We start from the raw sequence: 26,359 nt of genomic DNA, 5'->3' as shown, positions 1-26,359 counted from the left end.
CGAGATGAGTCAAACACTCACCTCGGAGTTTTAGAAGTTCTTTATGTGGGTCATTGTTGGTCAAAGGACGCTCTTGTGAAAGTGGGGTAATCAGTCATTTTCATTATCTCTATCCTTTTTCATTAAATCCCTTGCATAAATAATTTCCCCATCGGGTGTCATATATTTTTTGTTTATATTTCGTGTAGTTGGATCAAACAAGCTGTAAATAACAGGAATCACAAACAAAGTTAGTAAAGTACTACTAATTAAACCACCAATAATCACGATACCAATTGGCTGTTGAATTTCAGTACCTTCACCCATTCCTATCGCAAGAGGAACAACACCCAAAATCGTCGTTAAAGCTGTGATGATAATTGGACGCGTTCGATCCTTGACTCCATCGATAATCGCTTCATAACTGTGCATACCGGCTTCTTTTTTCTTGTTTATATAATCGACTAACACGATCGCATTGTTGACGACAATACCTGCTAAAACAATCACACCCATAAAAGACATGATACTGACGGGAGTTTGTGTCATAACTAAAGATAACATCACACCAATGACAAAGAATGGAACTGTGAACATGATGACAAAAGGAAACTTGAATGATTCAAACTGAGCAGTCATCACGAGGTAAATAATCACAATACCTAGACCTAAAGCCATTATTAAATTTTCCATTGCTTCTTCCATCATTTCTTGATCGCCGCCAAATACAAACTCTGCTTCATCTGCTAACTCGATGTCATCAATCACTTCCTCGATGAGCGTTGAAACTTCACCTAAATGACTCGAGGATGTATAAGTTACCTCAAATTCTATAGATTCCACCATGTCTGATCGGTTAATTGTAATTGGTCCTTCTCCTTCTTCAATCTTTGCCACATCAGATAGCACGATGTATTCCCCATCTTGGTTTTGGATGCTTACCCTTTCAAAATTCTCTTGACTTTCTAACGTTTCATCGTGATAACGGACAATCACTTCATATATTTCTTGATCTTCTGTTTGGATGGTCGTAGCCGTTTGTCCGTTCGTAATTTGATTTACGGTTTCTGCGATCTGCGCTGGCACCAATCCTTCCTGTTGGGCAGCACCTTTATCGATAACGACTTGTAGCTCAGTGCTTGTCTCTTCAATGCTTGCTTGTACATCACGAATTATATTTTCCTCTTCGAGTTTTTCAACAATTTCTTCACTCGTCTCTTCTAGGCGTTTTTTATTCGGATCGTTAATATTAAACACAACAGTATTTGCCTCACCGCCAATTCCCGCTTGTGCAGATTGGCTAATTTGAATGTCCGCTTCACTTGCTGTATTGGTAATATCTCGTTCTATCGATTCGGAAAATTCACTTGTAGATATATTTCGCTCCGCTCCCGGGACTAAATTCACCATGATTTCAGCTGTGTTGCTCGTCGCACCAGCTCCCATAAAGGCTTGTGCTCCTGAGCCAACCGTACTCAAGTAGTTTTCAATTTCATCGTACTCGTCAAGAATATCTTCAATTTTCGTTACAGTTTCATCTGTTCTACGTAAGTTCATTCCCTCTTCCAACTCAACATCAATCATAAATGTTCCTTCATCTGTATCTGGCAAAAAATCGACCCCGACCGTTGTGAGTCCTACACCTCCAGCAATAAGAAAAGCGAGTGTCACCCCAATGACCAGATTGTTCCATAAACTGAATAAATCGAGATTCTTGACGAATTTCTTCTCTATTTTCTCTTGGCATTTTTAACAACCTGCTTGCGACCATTGGCACAACAGTAAGCGCAACAAATAAAGACGCAAATAAACTAAATGTGACCGCTAAAGAAAGAGGGACAAATAAGTCTCCAACCATTCCAGTAACAAAAACCATCGGCAAAAATACAGAAGCTGTCGTTAACGTCGATGCTGTTATTGCACCTGCCACTTCTTTCGTTCCCTCGCTAGCTGCCTGTTTCGGTTCCTTTTTCATTGAAAGGTGACGGAAAATGTTTTCAACAACAACAATCGAATTATCAACGATCATCCCGATCCCGAGAGCAAGACCACCTAATGTCAGCATATTTAAGCTGATATCGGTAAAGAAAAATAACGCAAAGGTCACGATGATTGAAAATGGGATCGCAATACCAATAATAAGCGGTGTTTTTAAGTTTCTAAGAAATGCAAATAAAACGACCATCGCTAATACACCACCGGAGGTGATCGCAAGCAAAACATTATCCACCGCTTCTTGAATAAACTCACCTTCATCATATAAAGTGGCGACATACAGATCTGCATATTGCTCTTCGGCTAATAGTTCATTAAGGCGATCATTTAAAGCATTAGAAACTTGGGTCGTGTTTGCATCTGACTCTTGTGACATGCTTAATTGTAAAGCTGGCTCCTGGTTCAGACGAGTAATCACTTCCTGTGCTTCTGTTTCTAAAGATACAGTTGCGATGTCCCCTATGACAATTTGCTCACCGCTTTCCCGGTCAATACCGATAACCAATTCTTCGATATCCTCAGCCGAAGTGAGTTCGCTCATCACACGAGTTGTTATATTCCTCTCACCGTTTCGGATGATCCCCCCTGGCATTGTTATGTTATGACTTTGAATCGTTTGTACAACTTGATCCTGCGTTGTTCCTGCATCTTCAAGGCTTTCTTGATCAAGGGTCACTTCATAATTTTCAATGAGAGATCCTGATTCAGAAATATCAGCAACTCCTTGAACTCTCGTTAGTTCCCTTTGAAGGTCAAAAACTAAGTCTTGAAATGCTGTCACATCATCTTCATCTGAAGAGACAGCCAATTGAACATTCGGCATCATTGACGGGTCAAAGCGTAAAAATGCTGGCGTATTCGCTCCGTCAGGAAGATTTGTTTGGTTAATCGTAGTGACAATTTCATTTTCTATATCTCTGATGGACATATCCCATGAAAACTCTAAAATAATCATCGATGAGCCTTCAATCGATTGTGACGATATATTATTAAGACCCGATATCGTTGATAAATCTCGTTCTAAAGGATCCGTAATATCATTTAATACTTCCTCTGGGCCAGCACCTGGGTAACTTGTTGCTACTGCCGCTACAGGTGCTTCAATATCAGGAAACAGCTGAAGTGGCAACCTTGTAAATGAAACTGTCCCTAACAAAATCAATAAAATCATGATAACGACTGTAAATTTAGGCCGTTGAATTGAAAAATCAGATACATTCATCGTTCATTCACCTGCTCATTTGTAAGATGATATTTTAGTGTCTGCGATTCGCGATCCACGAGCCATATTCGAATTGATTACCTCCGTAGCGTTCCCTTTTTAGTCAATTTCATGATTAAAATGTCCTAGCTAAGAAAGAGCGTGTGTAAATGAAATCACACAACGAAATTGTGAGAATCTGAGACTAGATCAAAATAACGGTTATTTTCGTTTCTAATGATTTTATAATATACTTTTAACGGATGAATTTTAGAAAGAGGTGAACGGACCAATGCAACAATTAAAAAAACAATTGCAACAATTAGATGGAAAAGGATACAAAGCTTATAAAGACATTCATGGTACTTACAATCATAAAGATTTCACTTTACATATTGATTATGTACAAGGAGACCCTTTCGCTGCGCCGTCACGCATTCGCCTCATCATTGACCATCATATAAGTGGACTTAAAAAGGAATGGTTTTCAAAAAAACACCAACTCATTGCTACTGAGGATTTCTTTGCGCGTGAAGTCGCTCATGCTATTCACTCTGAGAACCACCGCAAAAAAGGGACTGGTAAAAGTGGATTAATAAAAAATGACTCTCCTGGTCAAGAAATACTAGAACGATCCGCCGTTAAGATCGATGAACAACAAATGGATATTCGTCTTTCTATTGGCCTACCTGCACAAGGTCGGAAAATTCTCGGTAGTGAAGCGGCAAGGTTATTGTGTGAAGCCATTCCTACGATCATCCGTCAAGCAACACAATCCTACTCAAAAGAACGTTTACACGAACACATCACATTAATGGATGAACAAATGGAGATCCGCACTTATTTAAAAAAGCATGGTTATGTCGCTTTCGTTGCTAACCAGTCGCTCTTACCACGAGAAAGTGGTGTGAGCAACAAACCATTAAAAGGAGATCACGTGATCCGCTTTCAATCACCGAAAAACTTTGAAGTGACGATCCCACTATCAACTGGAACTTCACTAACCGGTATGGCGATTCCAAAGGGCGTATCTTTAATTATAGGTGGAGGTTATCACGGGAAAAGTACATTGCTGCAAGCAATAGAAAGAGGTGTATACAATCATATCGCAGAAGATGGGCGCGAATATGTCATCACCGATGATTCGGCCTTTAAAGTGCGTTCAGAAGATGGGCGATCAGTGAGAAATGTTAATATTTCTCCTTTTATTGCAAATTTACCGTTTCAAAAATCAACATCTGATTTTGATAGTGAAGATGCCAGTGGCAGTACATCACAAGCAGCTAACATTCTCGAAGCATTAGAAATTGGATCAAAGACACTGCTTATTGATGAAGACACGAGTGCAACCAACTTCATGATTCGTGACGGACGGATGCAAAAACTTGTAAGTAAAGATAAAGAGCCGATCACACCATTTATCGATAACGTTCGTGCTTTATATGAAGAGTTAGACGTATCTACAATTCTCGTCATCGGTGGATCAGGTGATTATTTTAACGTTGCTGATCACGTTATTATGCTTGATGAATATAAACCTTACGATGTAACTGAAAAAGCGAAAGTCATCGCTAGTGAAGAAAAAGATCATCGTAATGTCGAATCTAGCTCATTTTCCAGTATTGAGCAAAATCGTTCCCTTCCTATGCATCGATTCAAAAAACAACTTGGCAACAAAGAGAAAGTGGATGCTAAAGGACTTCACCACATTCGTTTTGGCTACTCTGATATTAATCTTTCGATGGTTGAACAACTTATTGATTCAAGTCAGACTCAGGCTATCGCTTTAATACTTAAAAAAATCGCCAAAACAAAGAAGTTTTCATCCATGTCACTCAACGATACGCTTGATGAATTATATGAACGAATAGGAGATCATCGCTTAGATGACATATCACCATTTCGTGACCAACACCCAGGTGACCTCGCACTTCCTCGAAAGTTAGAGGTAGCTGCTGCAATCAATCGCTTTAGTTAAAAAATGAGCTGTGCAGAATGAAGGATTTGCCTTCAATCACTGCACAGCCTTTTTTTTGCTTTAAAAATGGGACAAGTATTCTCCATATCCTTCCTCTTGCAACCGATCCTTTGAAATGAAATGAAGAGCTGCAGAATTGATGCAATATCTTAAGCCGGTCGGTTTCGGGCCGTCATTAAACACATGTCCTAAATGGGCATCACTTGATACACTTCGAACTTCCGTACGTATCATAAAATGTGAGAAGTCTTCGTGTTCACTCACAAGGCCTTCAGAAAGTGGCTTTGTGAAACTCGGCCAACCACAAGAAGATTCAAATTTATCTTTTGAGTGAAATAACGGAACGCCTGATAAAACATCTACATATAAACCATCCTCAAAAAAGTTCCAATACTCATTTTTAAATGGTGCTTCCGTTCCATTATTTTGTGTCACTTCGTACTGTATCTCTGTCAATTCATCAACGTTTTTCTTTTCCATTTTCGTTCCCCCAATAGGTTTGAATAAATGTTTCTCTTCCTGATCCTTTTTTAAAAAGCATATAGTGAAAAGGATTTTTTTTATGGTAATCTTGATGGTACTCTTCAGCTGGATAAAATTCTTTCGCTGGTAATATTTCGGTAACGATTGGTTTTTGAAAGCGACCACTCTTGTCCAATTGTTTTTTTGACTCGATTGCTTTTTGCTGCTGTTCATCCGTATGATAAAAAATAGCCGTCTTGTATGATTCTCCCCGATCATTAAATTGACCACCTGGATCAGTTGGGTCGATTTGCCGCCAAAATAGGTCTAAGAGTGCTTCGTATGAAAAAACATCCGGATTGTATGTAATTTGAACAGCTTCAACATGGCCTGTTTCATTTGTACAAACTTCTTCATATGTTGGGTTTTCTTTATCACCTCCGGTATATCCGGAAATAACTGATTGAATCCCTGGTTGTTCTTCAAAGGGAGATACCATACACCAAAAACAACCTCCTGCAAAAGTTGCTTTTTCAAACCGTTCGGAATACTCGTTCGTCATTATGTTCCCTCCTTAAAGCGATGTCACTCACAATTTTACCACAGACATAGTGTTAAAGTTTACAACAAAGCTTGTTGTTCCACTCCGTACTCACTTCTTCACATGAATATAGGCGAACGAACCAACTTTTTGTACGTATGATGGGAAATATAACACCTATTGAACCGAGGGGGTTTTTTATTTATGCAACCACAGTGGAATACGTATCGTGGTCAGCAACCAAACAACGCTACCCAGCAAATGGCTGGCGCTGGTCAAACACAAAACTTAGAACAAAGAATTGCCAATATCGAAAATCAATTAAATATGCTCATTCGCATGATTGAATACAACAATCAAATGTTACGGCACATGTATCATAGTCAAAATAATATTAATATGTCTGGTGGTGGTAGCGGTGGAGGGTCCGTGATCGTTCGTATGTAAAAAATTATCACAAGGGGGATATAACATGTATCCATATGGACAGACACCTTATTACTATAACCAACCGCCTAACCCTCACTCATATCATTTATCTGAAAGAATTGCCTATTTAGAAAGTCAACTAGCCAATTTAATTCAAATCGCTGAAACGAATCAGCAATGGATGATGACGATGCAGCAACATTTACAACGAGAACATAATGGGCCTCAAGAACCTATGACACAACCGCAAGACGACAATTTCGCTCAAATTCAACAAGGAAACAATAACAATCAAACCGTGGATTTATTCGAACAACCTGCACCACCACACCCGGCTGAACAAAATACAGAACTACAAGCAGAACCTGAACAAGGTACCGAACAACAACAAGAAGAGCCTTTAGATAACAATGATCAAGAAGAACAACCTGAAGCACCAGAACCTGGTGTACCTCCAGCAGAAGAAAAGTTACCAGAAGTATATCGGGAGGTTTTTATTCCACCTGGAGCTAATGGTATTGTTAGAATGTAAACGAAAGGGGCTCAAAAGTGTTATGCCCCCTTTGAGCCCCAAACATGAAAGTGTTTTGTGTTATTGTTGTTGATTTTGTTCTTGCATTCCGTTTTGCACTTGACTCACTAAACCTTGGCACTGTAATAACTCTTGTGAAGCCTGTTTTAAAGCTTCTTCGGCTCTTGTTGGGTCAGCTGCTGATTGTTCGATTGCTTGTGTAAGTGCATCCTTTGCCACTGCTGAAGCTGCTTCTGCTTTTTTCAAACTATTCGTATCAACTTGTTGAGTCATGATTTTTCCTCCTATTTTGATTTTCTTTGGTGAACCAACAGTACATATTATCGGCTGCGAACGAAGAAATAATCATGGAAAAATCGTGTACTCTTCCTTCCCTTTTCTTTCCTCCAAGTCTTTTTCACTCAAAACAAAAAGTAGTTACTCATCAGACCTCAAATTGATCCGATGAATAACTACTTAACCTGTAAATCCTAGAACATGTGTAATGTGTAAAGGAACGAATGTCATTATTTTCGATATGTAACCGTAACCCATTCGTTCGTCTGCATTTGTTGGTCGATGGAATAGCCGGCATCCTTGAAAAATGAATGAATGTACTCAACGTTCCATTCAACAACACCTGAGATTAAGAAATTTTTCACCTGTAGCAACTGTGGATGGTTATTTAACAATGTGACTGCTTCTTCAGCACCAATGTTAATAAAAACCCAGTCAAACTCCCCATCCCATAGGTTTTTCTCGTTTACAGCATCCCTTTGTAAAACCTTTACATTTTCTACATGATTCAACTGGGCATGCCTTTTGACCTCTCGTTCAACTGGTTGAATATCCACTGCTTCAACATATTCTGCCTCTTTCAATAAAGCTGCAACACTTAAAATCCCTGAACCACACCCTAGGTCAAGGACTGTTTGCTTCGTAAAGTCGTCTGATAAAATTGTGTTCACACAATCTTGTGTCGTTTCATGGAGCCCTGTTCCAAAAGCACCTTGTGAATCAAGAATAATTATTTTATCTCTTTCAACATTTTGTTCGGTATCAAAAGAAATAACCCAACCCCCATCTAATTGAACATCGGGGAAAGGTTCTTGCCACATATGGTCTTGGTTAAATTCATTCATTTGAATATGAGTCGGAGAAACATTCAATGTTTCGCTCAACTTCTTGACATGGTCAAAATCTGACTTTTCTTGAATGACGACATGAATAAAAGCATTTTCCTGCGGAAGTGTTCTTGTTTTATAACCATTTTCTATGCGTTCATTCTCTACTGGAATGTCATAATACCAATTTTCATACCCAACTGCGGTAAGTACTTCAAGGCTTTCATTTAGAGCCTCGTACGTTACAGGGATCTGGTATATTTCCATACTTTCACCAGTCCTTTTTCTCATTCTTCTCGTTCTCAGATGAAAGCAACTCATCTAAAAGTAAGATCGCTTCTTTAGCATTTCGTTTAATGGCGACATCAAAATTATCTTGCATGTCGACACGTTCTTGGTTAATCAACATTGTTTTCCCATTTGTAAGTAATGGTAGTTGGTTAACTGGATACACTTGTAGGCTAGTGCCAATCACAATGACAAGATCTGCTTTTTCAATCGCTTTTAATGTTCGCGTCCAAGGTTTTTCTGGTAAAACTTCACCAAACAGCACGATACCTGGACGTAAGCGACCTCCGCAATGTTGACACGGTTCTTCATTTAAAAACTTGCTCATTTCATCATCTTTATTACAATCGTAACAGTAAATTTTCTCGATTGATCCGTGCAACTCATCTATTTTCTGAAAACCTGACTTTTGATGTAAACGATCCACATTTTGCGTAGCTAAATGTGTGACAATTCCTTGCTTGTGCCACTTCGTTAAAATCTCATGACCTTCATGAGGTTTTATATCTTGTAATTGTAATATTCGGTCTCGGTAGAAGTTGCAAAACCGTTGGTAATTTTGTTCAATTGCTTCTGGCGATGCGATTGTTTGCGGATCTACCCCCGCCCATAACCCACCGGAAGATCTAAAGTCTGGAACACCGCTGTCTGTTGACATACCTGCGCCAGTCAAAACGATGATACGCTTCTCCTCCTGCAACCAGCGTTTTGCTTTCAGCAATTGTTGATGATCAGTAAAGCAACTTTTCACCCAATTCTCAACGTTTGCAGTGGCCACATGCTGCTTTTGAAATTCATTCCAAAAATAAGAGCCAAAACCTTGATCGATAAACATTGGATATGCTTGAAACCAATCATGGTCCTGCAACCAATCAATAAGGGATTGCCACGAATCCACTTGTTGCTGATTTTGGTCATTTTCCGAACCAATCATATATATCCAGTTACTGTGGTTTTTCTTTCCATATACAGTTAGAGTTTCTCCTTGGTACCCTAGTTTTATAATCACTTGCCACGATGAACCAGTCATGTAACCCCTCCAGGTACATAGTATAACTCCTAACAAAACACCCTTTTTAAATCTTTATGTTGTATAACAGGATTCAGTATGATGATAACATATACTAAAGCAATGTTCTTTGTTTCCTGTAGATATGCAGGGTCATTTCTTTCCGACATAACGATCTAATAAACGATCAACTTGCTTTCCGTACATTTCCCCGAAGACATTTAAGTGGACAAGAAGATAAAATAGTTGATATATCCCTTTCTTATCTTCATATCCTTTACTCAGAGGATGATAATCACGATACACGTCATAAAACCTCTGTGGAAATCCGCCGAAAAGTTCTGTAAAAGCCAATTCAAATTCACGATCTCCATAAAACACAGAAGGGTCAATCAAATATACTTGTCCATCTGAACCATTAAGCCAATTTCCTGACCAAAGGTCTCCGTGTAATAAAACAGCGTCAGGTTTTCTGGGTATATAATTGTCCATATTTTCGATAAGTGCCTCTAACTTTTGCTGTCTGTTTTTTGGCATTTTGCCTTTTTCAATCGCTATGTCTAATTGCCTTTGATAACGACATTGATTTAAGTACTCAACCCAGTCATCCCATAAGCCATTTTCTTGACGTATTTCCCCGATGAATGTATCTGTTGGATAACCGTATTGAGAGCTTTTTTCGCTATGTAATGATGCTACGCTATTTGCTAATTGATCAACCGTATTGCTAAGAAGTTCTCCTTGTATCCATTCCATGACAAATGATTGAATACTGGTTGTCTCATCAACCCAAATTCCGTATGGTTTTGGCGTATTGACGTTATCTACTTGAGATAAACGCTCTAAGCCTTCTTGCTCTATTTGAAAAAAATCTTCCGAAACACCTTGGTTTAATTTAATAAAGTATTCTTGTTTTTCTGATTTCACAAAATAGGCATCGTTAATATCACCACCACTGATATTTTTTATGCTTTGTAGTTCGCTATAATCTCCCATCACTCTTAGTGATTCTTTCATATGTTCAAACATACAAAATCCTCCCCTTTGCTTAGGGTATTCTTAACAATTGCACCTTTTTCTCTCGGTCGTTAAAATGTAATAAGTAATTTGTTATAAAAGGAGTTGTTACGATGAAAAACATAGATCGCCAATGCCCTGAATGTGGAGGACAACTTGTTATTGATGCTTGGGAAACTGTAAATACAAACGATGACGGAACTTTTCATATGGAATCTTCCCTCGTTTACAAGTGTATCCAACGATGCGGATATATGAAAGAGGTTGAAGATGACGATTCATGAAACGATTCTTTACCCTCTTGGAAGTCGGTTTAACATATTTAAATGAGCAAACTTACGCACCCGATCTTCAGAATATCTCTTTAATAATTCATTAATAAAATGATCATACATCCCCGCATGTTCTAATTGATCAACATGATATGAGATACCATCAAAATCGGATCCGAATGCTAGGTGATTTTCTCCTCCGATTGTACAAATATGTTCGATATGCTTTAATATTTCATCAATCGATGCAGTCGTTTGTCCGTTAATAAATGGAGGATTAAATACGATCCCAATAAAACCACCTTTTTCGAACAATGCACGCAACTGATCATCGTACAAATTGCGCCGATGTTCACAAACCGCTCGCGCATTGGAATGAGTAGCTACTGGATAGTCTGCTGATTCAATGACATTCCAAAAGGATGCCTCACTCAGGTGTGAAACATCGGTTAAGCGATGAAATTGATTATTTAAGTTTACAACCTCATACCCAAGGTTTGTTAACCCACCGCCACGGGGTTCACCAACACCGTCAGCACAAAGGTTGGCGTTATTCCACGTCAAACCTACGCTGAGAACCCCTTGTTCATATAACATCCGCAATTTCATTAAGTCATTACCGATTGCCTCAGCCCCTTCTAACGTCAGAACAGCACCAATTTCTCCTTCTTCTAAATCATTAATTTCATTCCAAGCACGAATATGCTTTATCTCTGGGTTATTAGCTAAGACGTCTTGGTAAAAACGATCAATTTGTGACAGTGCAACATGAAATGTCTGGTCACTTGGAACTGTAGGTTCTATAAAAATCGCAAAAAACTGGATACGAACACCACCAGTTTGTAAACGAATAAGGTTCGTTTCAATGTCTGGATGATCTCTAAAAGAGCGCGTTTCATCTTCCCAAAGCTTAAGTAGTGCATCACAATGTAAGTCGATGATTGGTAGCACAAAACGACCTCCTTCATACGCTAATAAACTCAATTATAGCATATGGAAGAGGTCGCTTGGTTCATGTGATTGTTTTTTAATATGCGTTTTAACTCGCCGTCTAGGAAGGATCAGACGGAGAAACCATCTTATCAGGTTGGACGATTTCATTAAATTCATTTTCACTAAGGTAACCGCTACTCATTGCGGCCTCTTTAAGTGTCGTGCCTTCTGCAAATGCTTTTTTCGCAATCGCTGCTGCTTTTTCATAACCGATGTGTGGGTTCAATGCCGTAACTAACATAAGAGATTGTTCAACATGCTCAGAAATCTTCTCCTCATTGGCTTCCAATCCTTTTAAACACTTATCATTAAACGATTTTAATGCATCAGTTAAAAGCGTAATTGATTGCAAGAAATTGTAAATGATGACAGGTTTATAAACGTTTAATTCAAAATTTCCTTGACTTGCAGCAAATCCAATTGAAGCGTCATTACCGAATACTTGCGAGACAACCATTGTCAAGGCTTCACTTTGTGTAGGGTTTACCTTCCCTGGCATAATTGAACTACCTGGTTCATTCGCTGGAATCGCTAATTCCCCTATACCAGAGCGAGGTCCACTCGCTAACCAGCGAACGTCGTTAGCCATTTTCATCGTATCTGCAGCTAATGCCTTTACAGCTCCATGGACGTACACAATGTGGTCATGACTTGTTAAAGCCTGAAATTTATTACTAGCAGATACAAACGGGTATCCCGTTTCGACACTCAGTTGGTGCGCGACAACACTTCCAAAGTCTTTTGGGGCATTGATTCCCGTTCCGACTGCTGTTCCTCCAATTGCAAGTTCAGTCAACGACTTACTACTTTCTTCTATCATTTTACGGCTTTTTTCAAGCATTGAACGCCAGCCGCTTACTTCTTGCGCTAGGGTCAAAGGTGTTGCATCTTGCAAATGCGTCCGTCCAATTTTAATAATATTTTCAAATGACTTTTCTTTTTCTTGAAGGGTCGAAATCATCGCCTCGATTTCTGGAAGAAGCCGTTCATGAACTGCTTTGTAAGCGGCTATGTGCATGGCAGTTGGAAATGTATCATTTGAACTTTGCGAACGATTGACGTCGTCGTTTGGATGGAGCGATTCATTTTCCCCTTTTTCACGTAACCTTTCATTTCCTCGAAAAGCAATGACCTCATTTGCATTCATATTCGTTTGCGTTCCACTTCCTGTTTGCCACACAACAAGCGGGAAATGTTCATACTTTTGTTCACTGATGATTTCGTTACACGTTTGGGTAATTGCTTCAGATTTTGTGTTATTTAACTGTCCTAATTTCAAATTCGCAGTAGCTGCTGCTTTTTTTAATAAGAGAAAAGCTTCAATAAGTTCTTGGGGCATCGTTTCAGTTCCGATCTTGAAATTCTCTCTACTACGTTGGGTTTGTGCTCCCCACCATTTTTCTGCAGGGACTTCCATTTCACCAAGTGTATCTCTTTCCTTACGAACAGACATGTTTAACCAGCCTCCTAATTAAACTTCATCCAATCATTCTCTTCCCTTACCGGTTAAAAGTTAAACAACGGGAAACAATGAAGCTGAGAATATTTGTCCTCCGTCTGTTAATTCCACAAATAAATAAATCAAAAAAACAGCAATACCAACCGTTATAATGACACGTAATATCTTTCCAACAATTCGTAACAATATCAAACCTATAATGATTGCAATGATCCATGTTAATGCATCCATCAAACATTCTCCCCTTAAACATTATTCGTTCTCATTTCCATCTTAACTTATTTTCACACTGATCGTGCTCAAAATTTTAATGATTGAAACGCTCGATTGATTTCAATATTCAAAGATGTTTTTCGTAAACTTTGTTGTTTTTGATAAACGCGGATAAACGAAAAGTTGCGACTCCAGGTTCGCTAAATGCGGTCACATCCACTGAGTCGCTCGCTCTGGACATTGATTCCGTTATTTGCTTGAAAAAGACTGTTTTTGAGCTTGTCAGTCGAGTAAGGAAGGTCCTCTATTTTCCAAAAACAGTCTTTATTGCACGCAAAAGAGAGGATTAACGGAACGTATGTCCGTCCGATCTTAAAAATGACGTATATGCCCGCAATAACAGAACGTATGTTTGCGATCCGCAAGTCACTTGCACCTTACTAGATTCAGCTCAACTCAAACATCATGTGATCGTAGTTTCTTCAGTGAACAACACCCTGTTCCCTCTTTTTCGTTAATGCTGTTCTCACTTATTTTTATTTTGGAAAACCACTCAACATACATGATTTCGCGAGTTGAGGAGGAATAGCTGTAGGACTGTCCGAACACTGGCATTCTTCGGACTCTTTGAGGAGAAAAAACGGTAGGACTGTCCGAACCTTGGCATTCTTCGGACTCTTTGAGGAGAAAAAACGATAGAACTGTCCGAACACTGGCATTCTTCGGACTCTTTGAGGAGACAAAACGGTAGAACTGTCCGAACCTTGGCATTCTTCGGACTCTTTGAGGAGACAAAACGGCTGAACTGTCCGAACACTGGCATTCTTCGGACTCTTTGAGGAGAAAAAACGGTAGAACTGTCCGAACCTTGCCATTCTTCGGACTCTTTGAGGAGAAAAAACGATAGAACTGTCCGAACACTGGCATTCTTCGGACTCTTTGAGGAGACAAAACGGCAGAACTGTCCGAACACTGGCATTCTTCGGACTCTTTGAGGAGGAAAAGCTGTAAAGTAAACTCGTCCCTTCATTCATAAGAGCTTGTACTCGGTTTCCATCCGCATCAGTTTCCTGTAATTATATTATGTAAACCGAACACTAAACCGAATTAAAAATCCTCCTCATCTCCATACATGAAAAACGCTAATTTCGTGAAAAATATTTACTAAGATCCATCGTGTACACTCAATCAATATCGCTTCGTCGTTGAAAGGAGTGTAAAAATGAAAAAAAAGTCGAAAAACCTTAAACTAAAAAGACAAACTAATACAGATAAAAAGCCTAAAATTCATTATCAAGTATACTTGCCTGAAGATCGAGAACCACACCCTAAAGATATTGATGAAATCGAATATTAATATTTCCCCTTGGGTTACCTCCCTTCCTTTAACGCACTTTTTATCGTTGCCCGACAGAAGACCCCCTCTTCCACCGTCGGGTTAAAAATCACCCACTTCAAACAGCTCGTAAAACGAATTCACCCTTACACGTCCAATAATGAAAAAGTCGAGTTATGTAGAAATGTCAAACATCCTCGAGATGTTTGACATTTTTAGACGAAACGGTTTTCAAGCTATATTTTTTTCGTCATAATAGAACATAATCACTTTATTGGAGTGTTGAAAATGAAAGAAGAGTTGATCGAGAAAAAACGAAACGAAATGGTCGCTGTCGCTGCTGCACTAGGACTTACATCTAATTTGGTACTACAATGTTCACAAGAATTAGACGAGCTATTAGTCGAATACCAAAACAACCAGTTACAACAGGAAACCAGCAATTAATTTAAGAAGATTAATCTGTTTTTTCTAAGCGCTCTAATGCATTTTTAATATTTATTTTTCCATATCCATAATAAGGGTCTCTTCCTACCCTTCCTAGGTCATCTGATGATTCTCGAATGATGTCGTAAATTTCTTCGTTATTTAGGGAGGAATCCTTTATTCGAATAACCCCTGCTAATCCAGCAACATGCGGTGACGCCATTGACGTACCAGACATCATCATATATTGCTTATTGAGGAAAGTACTTGGGATATGTTCACCTGGAGCTGTGACATCTACATGGTTTCCATAGTTAGAGAAAATCGCTTTTTTATCATTGATATCGACAGCGGAAACGGCCAAGACTTCCTCATAAGCAGCTGGGTACATTGGTGTCGACACATTTTCATTACCTGTGGCTGCGATTAATACGACATCATTGTCATATGCATAACGGATAGCATCATGCAACACTTCTGAATCGTGGTGATCTCCAAGGCTTAAATTAATCACTTCTGCTCCTTCATCTACAGCCCAACGAATCCCGTCAGCAATCGACATCGCATCTCCTTCTGCTTGTTCATCCAATACTTTGACTGCTAATAAAGGATTCTCCCAACCAACTCCTGCAATTCCTTCAACATTGTTTGTGATCGCTGTGGCAACCCCTGCTACATGAGTACCATGCCCATTTTCATCATGGAAAGTTGAATCATGGGTGAAAGCATTATAACCTGCCGTTAACTTCTCCTCTAAATCTGGGTGGTCAGGGTCGACACCGCTGTCAATAATCGCAATCGATACATCATTCATTTCCTCTTCGTCAAGTTCCCAACCTTGTTCTTCCATATCAATTTGATGTAAATTCCATTGATAAGGGGCATAAAACTCATCATTTGGCAATGAGAATTGATCTCGGAACGTCTCATTATCATTTTGTTGTTTATGGTAAAGGTAGTTCGGTTCCGCCCACTCGATTTCTTCGTCTTGTTGTAAAGACTTAACGAAAGAATCGGTAGGTTGTGATTCATCTCGAACGACAATATATGGATCATGATCGTCAACTTTCTTCACATTTTGCTGCTTTAGCCACTCCATTTCATTCGCAATTTCTGTTAATTTCACTACTGCTTCATGTTCTATGAAATGAGTTGCTTCTTCTTGGTTTTCGTGTTGATCAATGATTACTTCCCAATTTAATTCTGGAACATTACCGTAAGCCATCGAACCAACACGTTCATCCTCAGTCAATGTTTTTACATCGACATCATCTCCTCCTGCAACAAACTGCTGTTGTTGATCCATAACATGACCTAAATCCTGTGCGAAATGCTCTACAAATGATAAATCAAGTTCTCCAACAATCACTTCCTCTTCTTTTTGACGACCAACTAACAAATGATCTTTACCATTTCTTTCATAAGGATCTGAAAGAAACAGATATTCATCAAATGGTTCGATTTGATCTTTTGCATCTGATTCGATCGTTCCATATTCCCAAACCACTTGATCATCGCTGAATAAGGCCATTCCTTCTATAAATGGATGATCAGCCAACCAGGACGTTAACTCTTCTTCTTCTCCCTCTTCTAACCATGGCTCCAAATCTGAAGCTACTTGATGTAAAAACATCGAAATTGATAATGACACATCTTCTGCCAGAATTTGATTCATGGCTTCAATACCTACACCTGTTTCTTCATCATCTTGAGCAATTTCATGAGATGAAGTAAACCATATTGCCAGTACTGCGAACAATGATACTGCATAAAAAATAGATAACTTGATCAATCGTTCCATGGTCCGTACTACCTCCTGATGGAATGTCTGAAATTAGGATGCTTCATTATTTTGTATTCATGTAAACAAACAAATTCAACATAAACCTTCAACAGACATTAAAAAAGGTTGCCTATTTACTCCACGTAAATAGGCAACCTGAACACTTTCTATTTTTACATTCAAGCTTGATTTTCCTTACAGCTTTGATGACTTGACTTCATTCATCTTTTCATTCCGTTGACTTTGTTCTATTTTTTCAATTAACTCCTCAATCAATTGTGGATCTTCTTGTGAACCAAACCACTTTTTTCGTTTTTCTTTTTTTAAGACCCGAATGAGTAATTGTTTCTCCCGCTTTGTAAGAAGCATGCTTCCCCAACACCTCACACGTAAAATTATTAACTATTGTAACACGGAGTAAAGTACATAGGTATTAATTATGCCCCTCTAACTGAAGGCCTCTCCACATTCCTATTCTTTTCTTTTTGCTCGTATTTCACTGCAATCCATAATAAGAGTGCTCCACTAGCAAATAATCCAGAAGCGACGAAAAATACGGATGAAATGGTCCAAATTCCTGAAGCCACACCGCCTATCACCGGCCCGATGACATTTCCTAAAAACCGAAAACTTTGATTATACCCTAGCACTTCACCTTGAATTTCCAGAGGAGCTTCACGTCGAATATACGCAGTAATACAAGGAATCATACCACCAATCTGAAGACCGTATAAAAATCGAAGCAATATCAATTGCCAAATATTTGTGACAAAAGCTTGAGGTAAAAAGAAAACGACAGCTAATATTGAGCAAATAATTAAAACTTTTTCATGACCAATTCGGTCTCCTAACTTCCCCCATGAACGTGTGGATAATAAATTTCCTAATCCAGTAATCGAAAAGGCCAATCCCGCCAGGAAAGCGACATTTTCTACGGTCAATAATTCGTCGACATATAATGCTAGCAAAGGCTGCACGCTAAAGTTGGCTGTTTGAATGATCATAGAAATAAACATAATGACGAGCAATACGCGATTTGTGATTAACTCTCGAAAAACATCCTTCATTGAATATTTTCCTTCTGAAGGATCACCTTGATCTGTACGTACCTTCACTTCTTTAATCCCTACAGCAACTAGCGTTGTCGCAATGGTGATTGTAATAGCTGTCAAAATGAAGGTATAAATAAAACCAACGGCATCAGCAAGAGCTCCGCCAAGCAAAGGACCTAATAAACCACCAGAAACTGTCCCCATTTGCAAAGTTCCTAATACCCTTCCAGCAATTTCCTTGCGTGTTTGTGATGATATAAGCGCTAAAGATGTCGGGATAAACCCTGTGACAATCCCCATTAAAAGTCGTAGGAAAAATAATTCTTCAACGGAAGAAACGTACCCCATGAAAAAGATTGACAAAGCGATACCGTAACCAGTGATCAATAATATTCTCTTTCGACCAAACCGATCACCAAATCTGCCCCATAAAGGCGAGACAAAAAAAGCGACTAAAAACGTAATGCCAAAAATAAACCCAGCCCATCGTTGAACATATGCATCTGAATAGTCACCAAAAGTTTCGATGTACAACGAAAGAAAAGGTAAAATCATCGTTGCACTTGCAGCGACAAGGAAGTTTGCGATCCACATAATGAGTAGATTGCGTTTTTCCGTAGAGATATGAAACACCTTCTTCTTTTCCATTTAATATTTCGTCTTCCTAAGTATTATAGAGAACAAATTCAATTCTGAAAAGAGATATGATTTAAAAAAAGTTGACAAACGATAACTGTTCTTCCTTCACCGACAATGATCAAGAAAATACAGTTAATGTTCGCCAACTTACCTAAACCCTTCAACAACTAAACCTGTCTCTTAAACAAAATGAATTAATTGGGACCGCGCAAATATGTTTTGAGTCCAAAAAAAAGGCCGTATAACGTTATAGCAATACCAAATAATGCTGATCCAGCATAAAAAATCGGCACACCTACTTCCATACCCATTTCCTCAAAAAAAGTATCAATACCAAAGTAACCAGTAATGCCATAAATTGTTAAAACAATACCCCCAACGACAACAACAACAAATCGAAGTGGGAATGGTTCAGAGGAATTGCTTTTATGATTAGGCTTTTTCACTTGTTCTGATTTCGTTTTGTAACGATGTTTTTTATCTTGACTCAACAAGTAAACAACCATCGCTGCAACGATTAGTGCAATGGTCAAGTAAATAATTGACCGAGAAATTAGACTGATAAATGCTAAAAACAATGTAAAAATGAGGACCCGGTACCCTTTCATTCGATTCATTCTTTCACCTCAATTATTAATCAGCTATGACAACTAATGAAAATGTTTTGCAAGTTGCTCTTTTGTTTATAAAAATCAACCTATCAAGCTTCGTCTTAACTCGTCGGGTATATCCTAGCTATTTTATAGGTTCACGATTACACTCGTGATTTTAACTTCTTTTACCCATTACTTCACAGGGAGAAACTCAGGATGATTCACATCATCAAGAGTTTTTTCGTTATCTCCCTTATTGCTTAGATCCAACGACGCTCTGCATTGCATGCCCCTCTGCTCATCGCCTCCCCATTTGAAAATGCACCTCTTGTATTAGAATCATCACCTGTAAAAACACTTCGAATGCTGCCACATCCTAATACAAGTCCATAACTTTCCGTCATATCCATCCTCTCTTTACGAAAGGCACATCTTATATTTTACCGCACCTGTGAAAACTTTCTCAAATATTCTTACATATGCTCTTCATAAACGGAAATTTTTGCTACAATAAATATGGAAACTGTTTCAATTTTTTGAGGGGAGTTGTTCTATTGATGGGGGAAACAAAAAAGGTTAAAACGATATGCGGTTATTGCGGTACTGGGTGTGGCTTAATTTTAGAAGTCAAAGATAATCAAATTACACGTGTACGTGGAGATAAAGATGCACCTGTTAACCAAGGGCAAACATGTATCAAGGGCGCACTCGGCTACCACTATATGCACGCTGAAGAGCGCTTAACTGAGCCACATGTACGCAAAGGTGGTAAACTCGTACCGACAAGTTGGGAAGAAGCACTTTCACTTGTCGCCAATAAATTCCACGACATTAAAACATCATTTGGCTCTGATGCCCTTTCGATCTTTGCCTGCGCACGAGCAACGAATGAGACAAATTTTGTCACCCAAAAGTTTGCTCGAGCAGTGCTTGGGACAAATAATATTGATGGATGTAACCGTACTTGACACGCTCCAAGTGTCGCCGGTCTGGCGACGGTATTAGGTTCTGGATTTCCAACGAATTCCGTTACTGACATTGATGAAGCTGAAGTATTACTTCTCATGGGCTCAAACACGAGCGAAGCACATCCAATTATCGCAAATCGAATGAAGAAAGCAGCCAAAAAAGGGCTAAAAATTTATGTCATAGACCCTCGGCAAATTGATATGACGAAGTTTGCTACGAAACATTTACCTTTATATGTCGGTTCTGATATTGCACTGATGAACGCAATGATTCACACCATTTTAAAAAATGGGTGGTTTGACAAAACTTTCTTGGAAAATAACACAACAGATATTGAAACTTTGCGTGAACAAGTATCTTTATATACTCCTGCTTACGCTTCATCAGTCACTGGTCTTTCTGAAGATGACATCATTGAAGTTGCTGAGGCATTCGCAAAAGCGGATAAAGGAATGATCGCGTATACACTCGGTATCACCGAACACCATTGCGGGGTTAACAATGTTTTCGATATCGCTAATCTCTCTCTGATCACTGGTAACATCGGAAAACGAGGTACCGGCATCATGCCTTTACGAGGACAAAACAATGTTCAAGGTGCTGGCGATATGGGCTGTTTGCCAAACATGCTAACTGGTGCTGTGCCAATTAGTGATGATCAACACCGAAATCGCTTTGAGAAAGCCTGGGCCGTTTCATTAAATAAACATGTTGGACAAACGCAAACAGTGATGTTAGAAAAAATGAATGAAGGAAGAATGAAGGGGCTATATATTATTGGGGAAAACCCTGTCCTTGCTGACGTACACATGTCTTATACAAAGGAAGCACTAGAAAATGTTGACTTTATGGTCGTTCAAGATCTATTTATGACCGAAACTGCAAAAATGGCTGATGTTGTCTTACCTGCAAAAGGTTGGGCTGAAGTTGAAGGAACATATACGAACACTGACCGTCGAGTCCAGCGTGTTCGAGCAGCATTAGATGCACATGAAAACCTTAAAGATGATTGGGAAATTCTCACTGACATCGCAAATCTCATGGGCTACCCAATGTCCTATGAAAGTAGCGAAGAAATTTGGCATGAAGTTCGCGAACTCGCTCAAACAATGTATGGCGGCATGTCTTACGAACGGCTTAGTGAAACCAATGGGTTACAATACCCATGCCCTGATAACGATCATCCAGGTACAGAAATTTTACACACGAGGTTTCAAGAAAATAAAAAACTCGATCATCCTTCACCATTTATCGGTGTTTCTTATACCCCACCAGTAGAACAACCAGATGAAAACTATCCATTTACTTTAACAACGGGACGGCGCTATGAACAATACAATACACACACGCAGACGAAGTATTACCCAGATCAAGTAAAACAGAAACAAACAGAAGAAACTGTTGACATGCACCCAGAAGATGCAAAAGAATTAGAGATAACTGATGGCGAATACGTACAAGTTCGTTCGCGACGTGGAAAGGTGACAGTAAAAGCGAAAGTGACCGAACAAGTTCAACCGAAACTTGTATTTATGAGCTTCCATTGGGCAGATGTCCCTACCAATAAGCTAACAATTGATGAATTTGATCCGATATCTGGTACAGCAGAATTTAAAGCTTGTGCTGTTGCAATTGAAAAAATTGACTAATGGTCAATTTTTTTAATAAAAGAATGCGCCTATCATAAGTCAGATAGGCGCTTCATTTTTTAAACAGCTTCAGCTTCTACTAATGTGCTTTCTTTTTCTTTTTGTAGAGCTTGGATATTTTTATACATGAAGATTGATGTGACAAATGCGACACCTAATAAAACAGCAAATAAATAGAATGTCGGTGTATACACACCAAAAGTTTCATAAATAAACGAAACAGTCATTGGTCCGACAACCCCAGCCATTGACCAAGACGTCAGTAAGAGACCATGGATTGCTCCTAATTGCTTTGTCCCAAATAAGTCACCTATGAACGCAGGTAGAACTGCAAACCCTCCACCATAAATGGAAATGACGATAAAAATTAGAAGTTGAAAGATTATCGCCTGATGGACAGCAGGTAAAATTAAAAATGCGGTGAACTGGATCGCAAAAAATATGATCAGTAGTCGGGAGCGGCCAATATAATCAGACGCAGAAGACCATACGATCCGCCCTCCTCCGTTAAATAAGCCCATGATACCGACCATGCTGGCTGCTGCAATCGCAGACATCCCTACAGTTTCCTGTGCCATTGGGGATGCAACAGATATAAGCATAATACCTACAGAAATGTTGATAAACATCATTACCCAAAGCATCCAAAACCTTCTTGTTTTAATGGCTTCTTTCGCTGTTAATTGCGCCAAATCAGATTGACTCGTTGATTTCTCCTCTTTTTCTGCACTCTTCATTCCATCAGGAAGCCAGCCCTCAGGTGGTCGGGCAATATAAAGAGCTCCTAAGGTCATTAAGGTTAAATAAACAGATCCTAAAATATAAAATGTCGCCTCGATCCCAACGATATCAATAAGATTAGCTGCTACCGGGCTGGCTATTAAAGCCCCTGCCCCAAACCCGAACACTGCCATTCCTGTTGCTAGTCCACGACGGTCTGGAAACCATTTCACTAATGTCGAAACAGGTGAAATATACCCTAATCCTAATCCGATCCCACCAATCGCTCCATAAAATAATAAAAACAATGGCAGTGACTCAAAAGCAACGGCTACACCGGATCCAATCGTTCCTGTTGAGAATAAAGTCGCAGCTAAGAGTGCTGATTTCCTCGGACCATTTTTTTCTACAAACGGGCCGAAGAATGCAGCAGATAAACCTAGAAAAAAGATCGCGATCGTAAAAGCCAATGATATCTGCGTTGATTCCCACCCCACCTGTTGAGAAATCGGATTTTGAAATACACTGTAGGCGTAAGCAGATCCGATCGATAAGTGAATCGATATCGCAGATAATGCAATCAGCCAACGATTTTTCGTTTTCATTCTTTTAAATCCTCCTATTCATCATATAAATATAAAAACCAATTCTCATAATCACTCCCTTTATATCGTAACGGAAACCACGGTCTGCAAAAATAGCTGTGTTAAATTTTTCACAAAAACCACATAAATATGTCACAATTTGTTGAACTTTACATCTTATCGTTGCCAAAATTAAACATAATGTATTGAATTAGTACATATGTGCTGTTAAATAAGAAGGAGGATAAAACATGAAGAACAATATCATTTTACTTACATCTGAACATCTTGGGAGTGGAGAAGAAGAGCTGGGTAGGTCTCTGTTAGAAAACTACTTTACGTTATTAAAACAAGAAGACGATAAACCTGCAGCAATATTCACAATCAACAAAGGCGTCTATACCTTAACTGATCGTCATTTCGCATCCTTACATTTGAAAGAAATGGAGGAAAATGGTGTTCCTATTCTTGGTTGTAAAACATGCATTGACTATTATCAATTATCAAATGAACTCGTCGTTGGCGAAGTTTCATCGATGAAAGCATTCATTGATTTATCAAAGGAGTACTCGGTTATCACATTATAAACGTAAACAAAACGAGGGACTGAGTCATCCCTCGTTTTTGTTTACGTTTCCGTATAGTACATGAGCGCGATCGCTCCTGGACCAGCATGTGTACTAATGATAGGTGTTGTTTCAATAATTGAAATATCATTATAACCTGTTGCACCTTTTATAGACGATTTTAACTTTTCAGCTAGTTCATTGGCTTCCGCATGAGCAATCCCGATACCAGCGATCTTCTTCCCTTCAGTTTCCTCCAATAACGTCTTCCGAAACTGATTAATCATTTGTACGTATGTTCGTACCTTTGATACCGGTGTGTATACCCCATCAGCTAATGAAGCAATTGGTTTAATTTTTAACAATGAGCCAACCAGTCCTTTACCTCGACCAATACGCCCACCTTTAACTAAGTACTCTAATGTATCCACCATAATGTATAACGAAGTATGCTCTTTCACTTCTTCTATTTTCGCTAAAATATCGTCTTTTGTTGCTCCTTGTTTCGCCAAATTCACTGCTTCCTTTACTTGAAAACTTAATGCAACAGAAATAAAGGAAGAATCAATAACAGAGACATCGGTATCTGTCATCTCAGCTGCAGTTTGAGCTGAAGTATATGTACCACTCATGCCACTTGTCATGTGAATAGATATGACTGAACTCCCATCCTCACCTAGACGATCATATACATCTTTAAACACACCAGGAGAAGGTTGTGAGCTTTGTGGAATTTTTTCTGCAGTTTTCAGTTTTGCTATAAATTCATTCGGTTTAATATCAACACCATCGATATACGATTGCCCATCAATCGTGACGGTAAGAGGGACCACGGTAACACCTAAAGCTTCCAATTCCTCTCTTGGCAAATCAACAGTGGAGTCAGTTACAATTTTTACGCTTTTACTCACACAAGCACCCCATTTTTCTCTAGCAATCTATCTTTTTCATCATACTACATGTATATAGGGTTGTTAAGATTTTCTTTTTGACACTTTTTCATCAATCATCATTTTCACTTTTCACACCCCTGTTAAGGGTTAATTTCCCCGACAAGCTTAAAAAAATACACATAAAGGAACCAAATTAGGTGTATAACCATATGATGACATTATACTTAAGAGGTAATTAAAGGAGGAAAATATATGTCATTACCAAACATCCCTGATATTTCACCTAACATTGACTTAACGAGGGAAGAAGTCATCAATTTATTATTGACGTCTATTGCCATGGAAGAAATTGGGTTATCTCATATTATCAATGCAGAAGGGGAAAAACTTCAAGCCGGGTTATGTAAAGCGGAAACAATCGAGGACTTATTAGATATGAATAAAAGTACTGAAAAAATGTTACAAAGTACGATAAAAAAAGAGATGTTATTACAATATAAACTCGAAAATGTCATTGAAATGCTTAATGAGGATGATAAGAAAAAGAAAGACAGATGCTCTGACGATGATAAAAAACATGATGATAAAGGCCCTAAAGATAAGAAAGAAGATTTTCCTAGAAAGCCGTGGTAACGAAAATAAAAGCCGTAGTTGTGGATTTTACCGAAACAGCTACGGCATCGCTTTCCATTAAAAAAGTACCTATAAAATTATAAAGGTAGCCGCTTTCTAAATGTCCTTGTATTAATAAAATACCCATTTGAAAACCAAGGAGGTAACGGCTGAACAGGGATTCTGTTTATATACACTGGTTTGCTTGTCCGATAATAAACCCCAAGATTACCTACCAAAGGATCTTCCCGATGTGAAGGAACAATCCGTCGATTAATTAGAGAGTCCAACATGTCATTTATATTTTCGGGCGTAGATGAACGCGCATCATGAAAGTACAAGCCTTCTTTCTCCTTTAAAAATGATTCAAGGTGAGTGAGCGTTTCTACAGATCTATATAAATACATTTTTGAAATAATTAATGGGTTAGACTCATGAGAATGTTCTTCTGGCCCTTCAACTCCTTCCTTTTTTTGAATAGCATCATGAAGATTTGCTATCCTATTCGAATAGTTATTTAGCGCATTCGTTAGATGTTCTAATGATTCTTGTAAAGAATGGTGTGTATTCTTCATCACAATGACTCCTTTCTTAAGAAATCATTCTTCTTCTTCACCCTTCATGAAAAATAAATCTTCATCTAAACCTGCTTCCACGAACTTATCTTCTATTTGGGTACTATCCATGTTCATCTGCAAATCTACAACCATTTCGACTTTTTTAAACAAAATCCATTGTTTGATTAAGACAGAATCAATGAGTTTATTGATTGATTTATTGAAATCTAATATCTCTTGGTTAGATGGTTCTGTAGGGAAGTTCAAGTGGTCCCCAATAAAAGCATCAATATTATCAGCTTCTGATTCAATAAGCTTGGCTAATGCTTTTTCTTCTTTGGCAATGGAATCAAGCAAACTTGTAATATTTCCTTCTAAAGACTGTTTATGTTTTTCAATCAACTTCTGATTGATGTCCATCCTTTTTGATTCCTTTCTTCATATATTTAAGCCTCATGGCAATAGATAGTATAGTGTATGTCCAAAATGATATTGTATGATTTTTTATT

The 26,359-nt window shown here is 38.7% G+C and carries 27 protein-coding genes and 1 pseudogene; 9 read left to right on the top strand and 19 right to left on the bottom strand.

Annotated features, from left to right (window positions below):
* Nucleotides 1–90: 90 nt before the first annotated feature.
* Nucleotides 91–3,145 (bottom strand): annotated as a pseudogene (locus tag HNQ41_RS16675) (efflux RND transporter permease subunit).
* Nucleotides 3,146–3,467: 322 nt separating this feature from the next.
* Here HNQ41_RS16675 and HNQ41_RS09045 point away from each other — a divergent pair.
* Entirely contained in the window at nucleotides 3,468–5,153 is a 1,686-nt protein-coding gene (locus tag HNQ41_RS09045; protein ID WP_184664099.1) for an ABC-ATPase domain-containing protein, read from the top strand.
* Between the two features lie 60 nt (nucleotides 5,154–5,213).
* On the opposite strand, the gene msrB is transcribed toward HNQ41_RS09045, so the two are convergent.
* On the bottom strand, nucleotides 5,214–5,633 hold the full coding sequence (gene msrB / locus HNQ41_RS09040) for a peptide-methionine (R)-S-oxide reductase MsrB (protein WP_184664098.1): 420 nt from the start codon (nucleotides 5,631–5,633) through the stop codon (nucleotides 5,214–5,216).
* A complete protein-coding gene (msrA, locus tag HNQ41_RS09035; RefSeq protein WP_184664097.1) occupies nucleotides 5,614–6,177 on the bottom strand; it encodes a peptide-methionine (S)-S-oxide reductase MsrA in 564 nt (187 codons plus the stop codon). Before msrA ends, msrB begins: the two co-directional genes overlap by 20 nt.
* Nucleotides 6,178–6,360: 183 nt before the next feature.
* Here msrA and HNQ41_RS09030 point away from each other — a divergent pair, with 183 nt between their 5' ends.
* Together HNQ41_RS09030 and HNQ41_RS09025 are read left to right on the top strand one after the other, a co-directional pair.
* Nucleotides 6,361–6,603, top strand: a complete 243-nt coding sequence (locus HNQ41_RS09030) for a hypothetical protein (RefSeq protein ID WP_184664096.1) — start codon at nucleotides 6,361–6,363, stop codon at nucleotides 6,601–6,603.
* A gap of 25 nt (nucleotides 6,604–6,628) precedes the next feature.
* Nucleotides 6,629–7,117, top strand: coding sequence for a hypothetical protein (locus HNQ41_RS09025; RefSeq protein ID WP_184664095.1), 489 nt, complete (start codon nucleotides 6,629–6,631; stop codon nucleotides 7,115–7,117).
* Nucleotides 7,118–7,177: 60 nt separating this feature from the next.
* Here HNQ41_RS09025 and HNQ41_RS09020 read toward each other — a convergent pair whose 3' ends face one another.
* The 4 genes from HNQ41_RS09020 to HNQ41_RS09005 all read right to left on the bottom strand — a co-directional run bounded on the left by HNQ41_RS09020 (nucleotide 7,178) and on the right by HNQ41_RS09005 (nucleotide 10,546).
* Nucleotides 7,178–7,390, bottom strand: a complete 213-nt coding sequence (locus HNQ41_RS09020; RefSeq protein ID WP_184664094.1) for a hypothetical protein — start codon at nucleotides 7,388–7,390, stop codon at nucleotides 7,178–7,180.
* A 233-nt stretch (nucleotides 7,391–7,623) separates the two neighbouring features.
* Nucleotides 7,624–8,487 carry a 50S ribosomal protein L11 methyltransferase gene (locus tag HNQ41_RS09015; protein ID WP_184664093.1) on the bottom strand — a complete coding sequence of 288 codons (864 nt, stop codon included), beginning with the start codon at nucleotides 8,485–8,487 and terminating at the stop codon, nucleotides 7,624–7,626.
* A 4-nt stretch (nucleotides 8,488–8,491) separates the two neighbouring features.
* On the bottom strand, nucleotides 8,492–9,538 hold the full coding sequence (locus HNQ41_RS09010) for an NAD-dependent deacylase (RefSeq protein WP_246421575.1): 1,047 nt from the start codon (nucleotides 9,536–9,538) through the stop codon (nucleotides 8,492–8,494).
* Between the two features lie 132 nt (nucleotides 9,539–9,670).
* The gene (locus tag HNQ41_RS09005; RefSeq protein WP_246421574.1) at nucleotides 9,671–10,546 is read right to left on the bottom strand and encodes a fructosamine kinase family protein; all 876 of its coding nucleotides are present in this window, start codon (nucleotides 10,544–10,546) and stop codon (nucleotides 9,671–9,673) included.
* A gap of 101 nt (nucleotides 10,547–10,647) precedes the next feature.
* Between HNQ41_RS09005 and HNQ41_RS09000 the strand changes: the two genes are divergently transcribed.
* The gene (locus HNQ41_RS09000) at nucleotides 10,648–10,818 is read left to right on the top strand and encodes a hypothetical protein (protein ID WP_184664092.1); all 171 of its coding nucleotides are present in this window, start codon (nucleotides 10,648–10,650) and stop codon (nucleotides 10,816–10,818) included.
* A 9-nt stretch (nucleotides 10,819–10,827) separates the two neighbouring features.
* On the opposite strand, the gene HNQ41_RS08995 is transcribed toward HNQ41_RS09000, so the two are convergent.
* The 3 genes from HNQ41_RS08995 to HNQ41_RS08985 all read right to left on the bottom strand — a co-directional run bounded on the left by HNQ41_RS08995 (nucleotide 10,828) and on the right by HNQ41_RS08985 (nucleotide 13,489).
* Nucleotides 10,828–11,757, bottom strand: coding sequence for a membrane dipeptidase (locus HNQ41_RS08995; protein ID WP_184664091.1), 930 nt, complete (start codon nucleotides 11,755–11,757; stop codon nucleotides 10,828–10,830).
* A gap of 100 nt (nucleotides 11,758–11,857) precedes the next feature.
* Entirely contained in the window at nucleotides 11,858–13,252 is a 1,395-nt protein-coding gene (fumC, locus tag HNQ41_RS08990; RefSeq protein ID WP_184664090.1) for a class II fumarate hydratase, read from the bottom strand.
* 60 nt (nucleotides 13,253–13,312) lie between these two features.
* On the bottom strand, nucleotides 13,313–13,489 hold the full coding sequence (locus HNQ41_RS08985; protein WP_184664089.1) for a hypothetical protein: 177 nt from the start codon (nucleotides 13,487–13,489) through the stop codon (nucleotides 13,313–13,315).
* A gap of 1,204 nt (nucleotides 13,490–14,693) precedes the next feature.
* On the opposite strand from HNQ41_RS08985, the gene HNQ41_RS16770 reads away from it, so the two are divergent.
* Both HNQ41_RS16770 and HNQ41_RS08980 read left to right on the top strand, forming a co-directional pair.
* Nucleotides 14,694–14,828, top strand: coding sequence for a hypothetical protein (locus tag HNQ41_RS16770; RefSeq protein WP_281394002.1), 135 nt, complete (start codon nucleotides 14,694–14,696; stop codon nucleotides 14,826–14,828).
* 267 nt (nucleotides 14,829–15,095) lie between these two features.
* Nucleotides 15,096–15,254 (top strand): aspartyl-phosphate phosphatase Spo0E family protein, encoded by a 159-nt coding sequence (locus HNQ41_RS08980; protein ID WP_184664088.1) that lies wholly within the window; start codon nucleotides 15,096–15,098, stop codon nucleotides 15,252–15,254.
* 10 nt (nucleotides 15,255–15,264) lie between these two features.
* On the opposite strand, the gene HNQ41_RS08975 is transcribed toward HNQ41_RS08980, so the two are convergent.
* From HNQ41_RS08975 to HNQ41_RS08955, 5 genes are all read right to left on the bottom strand, one after another.
* Nucleotides 15,265–17,034: a S8 family peptidase gene (locus tag HNQ41_RS08975; protein ID WP_184664087.1), complete on the bottom strand. Its 1,770-nt coding sequence runs from the start codon at nucleotides 17,032–17,034 to the stop codon at nucleotides 15,265–15,267.
* A 177-nt stretch (nucleotides 17,035–17,211) separates the two neighbouring features.
* Nucleotides 17,212–17,385 (bottom strand): hypothetical protein, encoded by a 174-nt coding sequence (locus tag HNQ41_RS08970; protein WP_184664086.1) that lies wholly within the window; start codon nucleotides 17,383–17,385, stop codon nucleotides 17,212–17,214.
* Between the two features lie 68 nt (nucleotides 17,386–17,453).
* Nucleotides 17,454–18,716: an MFS transporter gene (locus tag HNQ41_RS08965; RefSeq protein ID WP_221301901.1), complete on the bottom strand. Its 1,263-nt coding sequence runs from the start codon at nucleotides 18,714–18,716 to the stop codon at nucleotides 17,454–17,456.
* Between the two features lie 185 nt (nucleotides 18,717–18,901).
* A complete protein-coding gene (locus tag HNQ41_RS08960) occupies nucleotides 18,902–19,324 on the bottom strand; it encodes a hypothetical protein (RefSeq protein ID WP_184664085.1) in 423 nt (140 codons plus the stop codon).
* A gap of 236 nt (nucleotides 19,325–19,560) precedes the next feature.
* Entirely contained in the window at nucleotides 19,561–19,704 is a 144-nt protein-coding gene (locus HNQ41_RS08955; protein WP_184664084.1) for a hypothetical protein, read from the bottom strand.
* Nucleotides 19,705–19,779: 75 nt separating this feature from the next.
* On the opposite strand from HNQ41_RS08955, the gene fdhF reads away from it, so the two are divergent.
* Nucleotides 19,780–21,918 carry a formate dehydrogenase subunit alpha gene (gene fdhF, locus HNQ41_RS08945; protein ID WP_343043346.1) on the top strand — a complete coding sequence of 713 codons (2,139 nt, stop codon included), beginning with the start codon at nucleotides 19,780–19,782 and terminating at the stop codon, nucleotides 21,916–21,918.
* Between the two features lie 59 nt (nucleotides 21,919–21,977).
* Here fdhF and HNQ41_RS08940 read toward each other — a convergent pair whose 3' ends face one another.
* Nucleotides 21,978–23,243, bottom strand: a complete 1,266-nt coding sequence (locus HNQ41_RS08940) for an L-lactate MFS transporter (RefSeq protein WP_184664081.1) — start codon at nucleotides 23,241–23,243, stop codon at nucleotides 21,978–21,980.
* 230 nt (nucleotides 23,244–23,473) lie between these two features.
* Between HNQ41_RS08940 and HNQ41_RS08935 the strand changes: the two genes are divergently transcribed.
* On the top strand, nucleotides 23,474–23,809 hold the full coding sequence (locus HNQ41_RS08935; protein ID WP_184664080.1) for a DsrE family protein: 336 nt from the start codon (nucleotides 23,474–23,476) through the stop codon (nucleotides 23,807–23,809).
* A 41-nt stretch (nucleotides 23,810–23,850) separates the two neighbouring features.
* Here HNQ41_RS08935 and HNQ41_RS08930 read toward each other — a convergent pair whose 3' ends face one another.
* Nucleotides 23,851–24,699 carry a DegV family protein gene (locus HNQ41_RS08930; protein ID WP_184664079.1) on the bottom strand — a complete coding sequence of 283 codons (849 nt, stop codon included), beginning with the start codon at nucleotides 24,697–24,699 and terminating at the stop codon, nucleotides 23,851–23,853.
* Nucleotides 24,700–24,933: 234 nt separating this feature from the next.
* Between HNQ41_RS08930 and HNQ41_RS08925 the strand changes: the two genes are divergently transcribed.
* Nucleotides 24,934–25,314 carry an alpha-helical endospore appendage domain-containing protein gene (locus HNQ41_RS08925; RefSeq protein ID WP_246421570.1) on the top strand — a complete coding sequence of 127 codons (381 nt, stop codon included), beginning with the start codon at nucleotides 24,934–24,936 and terminating at the stop codon, nucleotides 25,312–25,314.
* Between the two features lie 77 nt (nucleotides 25,315–25,391).
* On the opposite strand, the gene HNQ41_RS08920 is transcribed toward HNQ41_RS08925, so the two are convergent.
* The gene (locus tag HNQ41_RS08920) at nucleotides 25,392–25,868 is read right to left on the bottom strand and encodes a hypothetical protein (protein WP_184664078.1); all 477 of its coding nucleotides are present in this window, start codon (nucleotides 25,866–25,868) and stop codon (nucleotides 25,392–25,394) included.
* Between the two features lie 24 nt (nucleotides 25,869–25,892).
* On the bottom strand, nucleotides 25,893–26,270 hold the full coding sequence (locus tag HNQ41_RS08915; protein ID WP_184664077.1) for an alpha-helical endospore appendage domain-containing protein: 378 nt from the start codon (nucleotides 26,268–26,270) through the stop codon (nucleotides 25,893–25,895).
* Nucleotides 26,271–26,359: the final 89 nt, after the last annotated feature.

The sequence above is a fragment of the Texcoconibacillus texcoconensis genome (assembly GCF_014202575.1).
GTDB lineage: Bacteria > Bacillota > Bacilli > Bacillales > Salisediminibacteriaceae > Texcoconibacillus > Texcoconibacillus texcoconensis.
The sequence above is the reverse complement of the archived record's forward strand: the minus strand, read 5'-3'. Positions and strand labels throughout refer to the sequence as shown.

What these genes read in the sequence shown, in the direction of transcription:
- HNQ41_RS08960 (WP_184664085.1), bottom strand. Translation starts at nt 19,324, where the DNA reads ATGAATCGAATGAAAGGGTACCGGGTCCTCATTTTTACATTGTTTTTA.
- msrB (WP_184664098.1), bottom strand. Translation starts at nt 5,633, where the DNA reads ATGGAAAAGAAAAACGTTGATGAATTGACAGAGATACAGTACGAAGTG.
- HNQ41_RS08915 (WP_184664077.1), bottom strand. Translation starts at nt 26,270, where the DNA reads ATGGACATCAATCAGAAGTTGATTGAAAAACATAAACAGTCTTTAGAA.
- HNQ41_RS08920 (WP_184664078.1), bottom strand. Translation starts at nt 25,868, where the DNA reads ATGAAGAATACACACCATTCTTTACAAGAATCATTAGAACATCTAACG.
- msrA (WP_184664097.1), bottom strand. Translation starts at nt 6,177, where the DNA reads ATGACGAACGAGTATTCCGAACGGTTTGAAAAAGCAACTTTTGCAGGA.
- HNQ41_RS08985 (WP_184664089.1), bottom strand. Translation starts at nt 13,489, where the DNA reads ATGGATGCATTAACATGGATCATTGCAATCATTATAGGTTTGATATTG.
- HNQ41_RS09000 (WP_184664092.1), top strand. Translation starts at nt 10,648, where the DNA reads ATGAAAAACATAGATCGCCAATGCCCTGAATGTGGAGGACAACTTGTT.
- HNQ41_RS08970 (WP_184664086.1), bottom strand. Translation starts at nt 17,385, where the DNA reads ATGCTTCTTACAAAGCGGGAGAAACAATTACTCATTCGGGTCTTAAAA.
- HNQ41_RS08940 (WP_184664081.1), bottom strand. Translation starts at nt 23,243, where the DNA reads ATGAAAACGAAAAATCGTTGGCTGATTGCATTATCTGCGATATCGATT.
- HNQ41_RS09020 (WP_184664094.1), bottom strand. Translation starts at nt 7,390, where the DNA reads ATGACTCAACAAGTTGATACGAATAGTTTGAAAAAAGCAGAAGCAGCT.
- HNQ41_RS09005 (WP_246421574.1), bottom strand. Translation starts at nt 10,546, where the DNA reads ATGTTTGAACATATGAAAGAATCACTAAGAGTGATGGGAGATTATAGC.
- HNQ41_RS08935 (WP_184664080.1), top strand. Translation starts at nt 23,474, where the DNA reads ATGAAGAACAATATCATTTTACTTACATCTGAACATCTTGGGAGTGGA.
- HNQ41_RS08955 (WP_184664084.1), bottom strand. Translation starts at nt 19,704, where the DNA reads ATGACGGAAAGTTATGGACTTGTATTAGGATGTGGCAGCATTCGAAGT.
- fumC (WP_184664090.1), bottom strand. Translation starts at nt 13,252, where the DNA reads ATGTCTGTTCGTAAGGAAAGAGATACACTTGGTGAAATGGAAGTCCCT.
- HNQ41_RS08975 (WP_184664087.1), bottom strand. Translation starts at nt 17,034, where the DNA reads ATGGAACGATTGATCAAGTTATCTATTTTTTATGCAGTATCATTGTTC.
- HNQ41_RS08980 (WP_184664088.1), top strand. Translation starts at nt 15,096, where the DNA reads ATGAAAGAAGAGTTGATCGAGAAAAAACGAAACGAAATGGTCGCTGTC.
- HNQ41_RS09045 (WP_184664099.1), top strand. Translation starts at nt 3,468, where the DNA reads ATGCAACAATTAAAAAAACAATTGCAACAATTAGATGGAAAAGGATAC.
- HNQ41_RS09025 (WP_184664095.1), top strand. Translation starts at nt 6,629, where the DNA reads ATGTATCCATATGGACAGACACCTTATTACTATAACCAACCGCCTAAC.
- HNQ41_RS08925 (WP_246421570.1), top strand. Translation starts at nt 24,934, where the DNA reads ATGTCATTACCAAACATCCCTGATATTTCACCTAACATTGACTTAACG.
- HNQ41_RS08965 (WP_221301901.1), bottom strand. Translation starts at nt 18,716, where the DNA reads ATGGAAAAGAAGAAGGTGTTTCATATCTCTACGGAAAAACGCAATCTA.
- HNQ41_RS09015 (WP_184664093.1), bottom strand. Translation starts at nt 8,487, where the DNA reads ATGGAAATATACCAGATCCCTGTAACGTACGAGGCTCTAAATGAAAGC.
- HNQ41_RS16770 (WP_281394002.1), top strand. Translation starts at nt 14,694, where the DNA reads ATGAAAAAAAAGTCGAAAAACCTTAAACTAAAAAGACAAACTAATACA.
- HNQ41_RS09030 (WP_184664096.1), top strand. Translation starts at nt 6,361, where the DNA reads ATGCAACCACAGTGGAATACGTATCGTGGTCAGCAACCAAACAACGCT.
- HNQ41_RS09010 (WP_246421575.1), bottom strand. Translation starts at nt 9,538, where the DNA reads ATGACTGGTTCATCGTGGCAAGTGATTATAAAACTAGGGTACCAAGGA.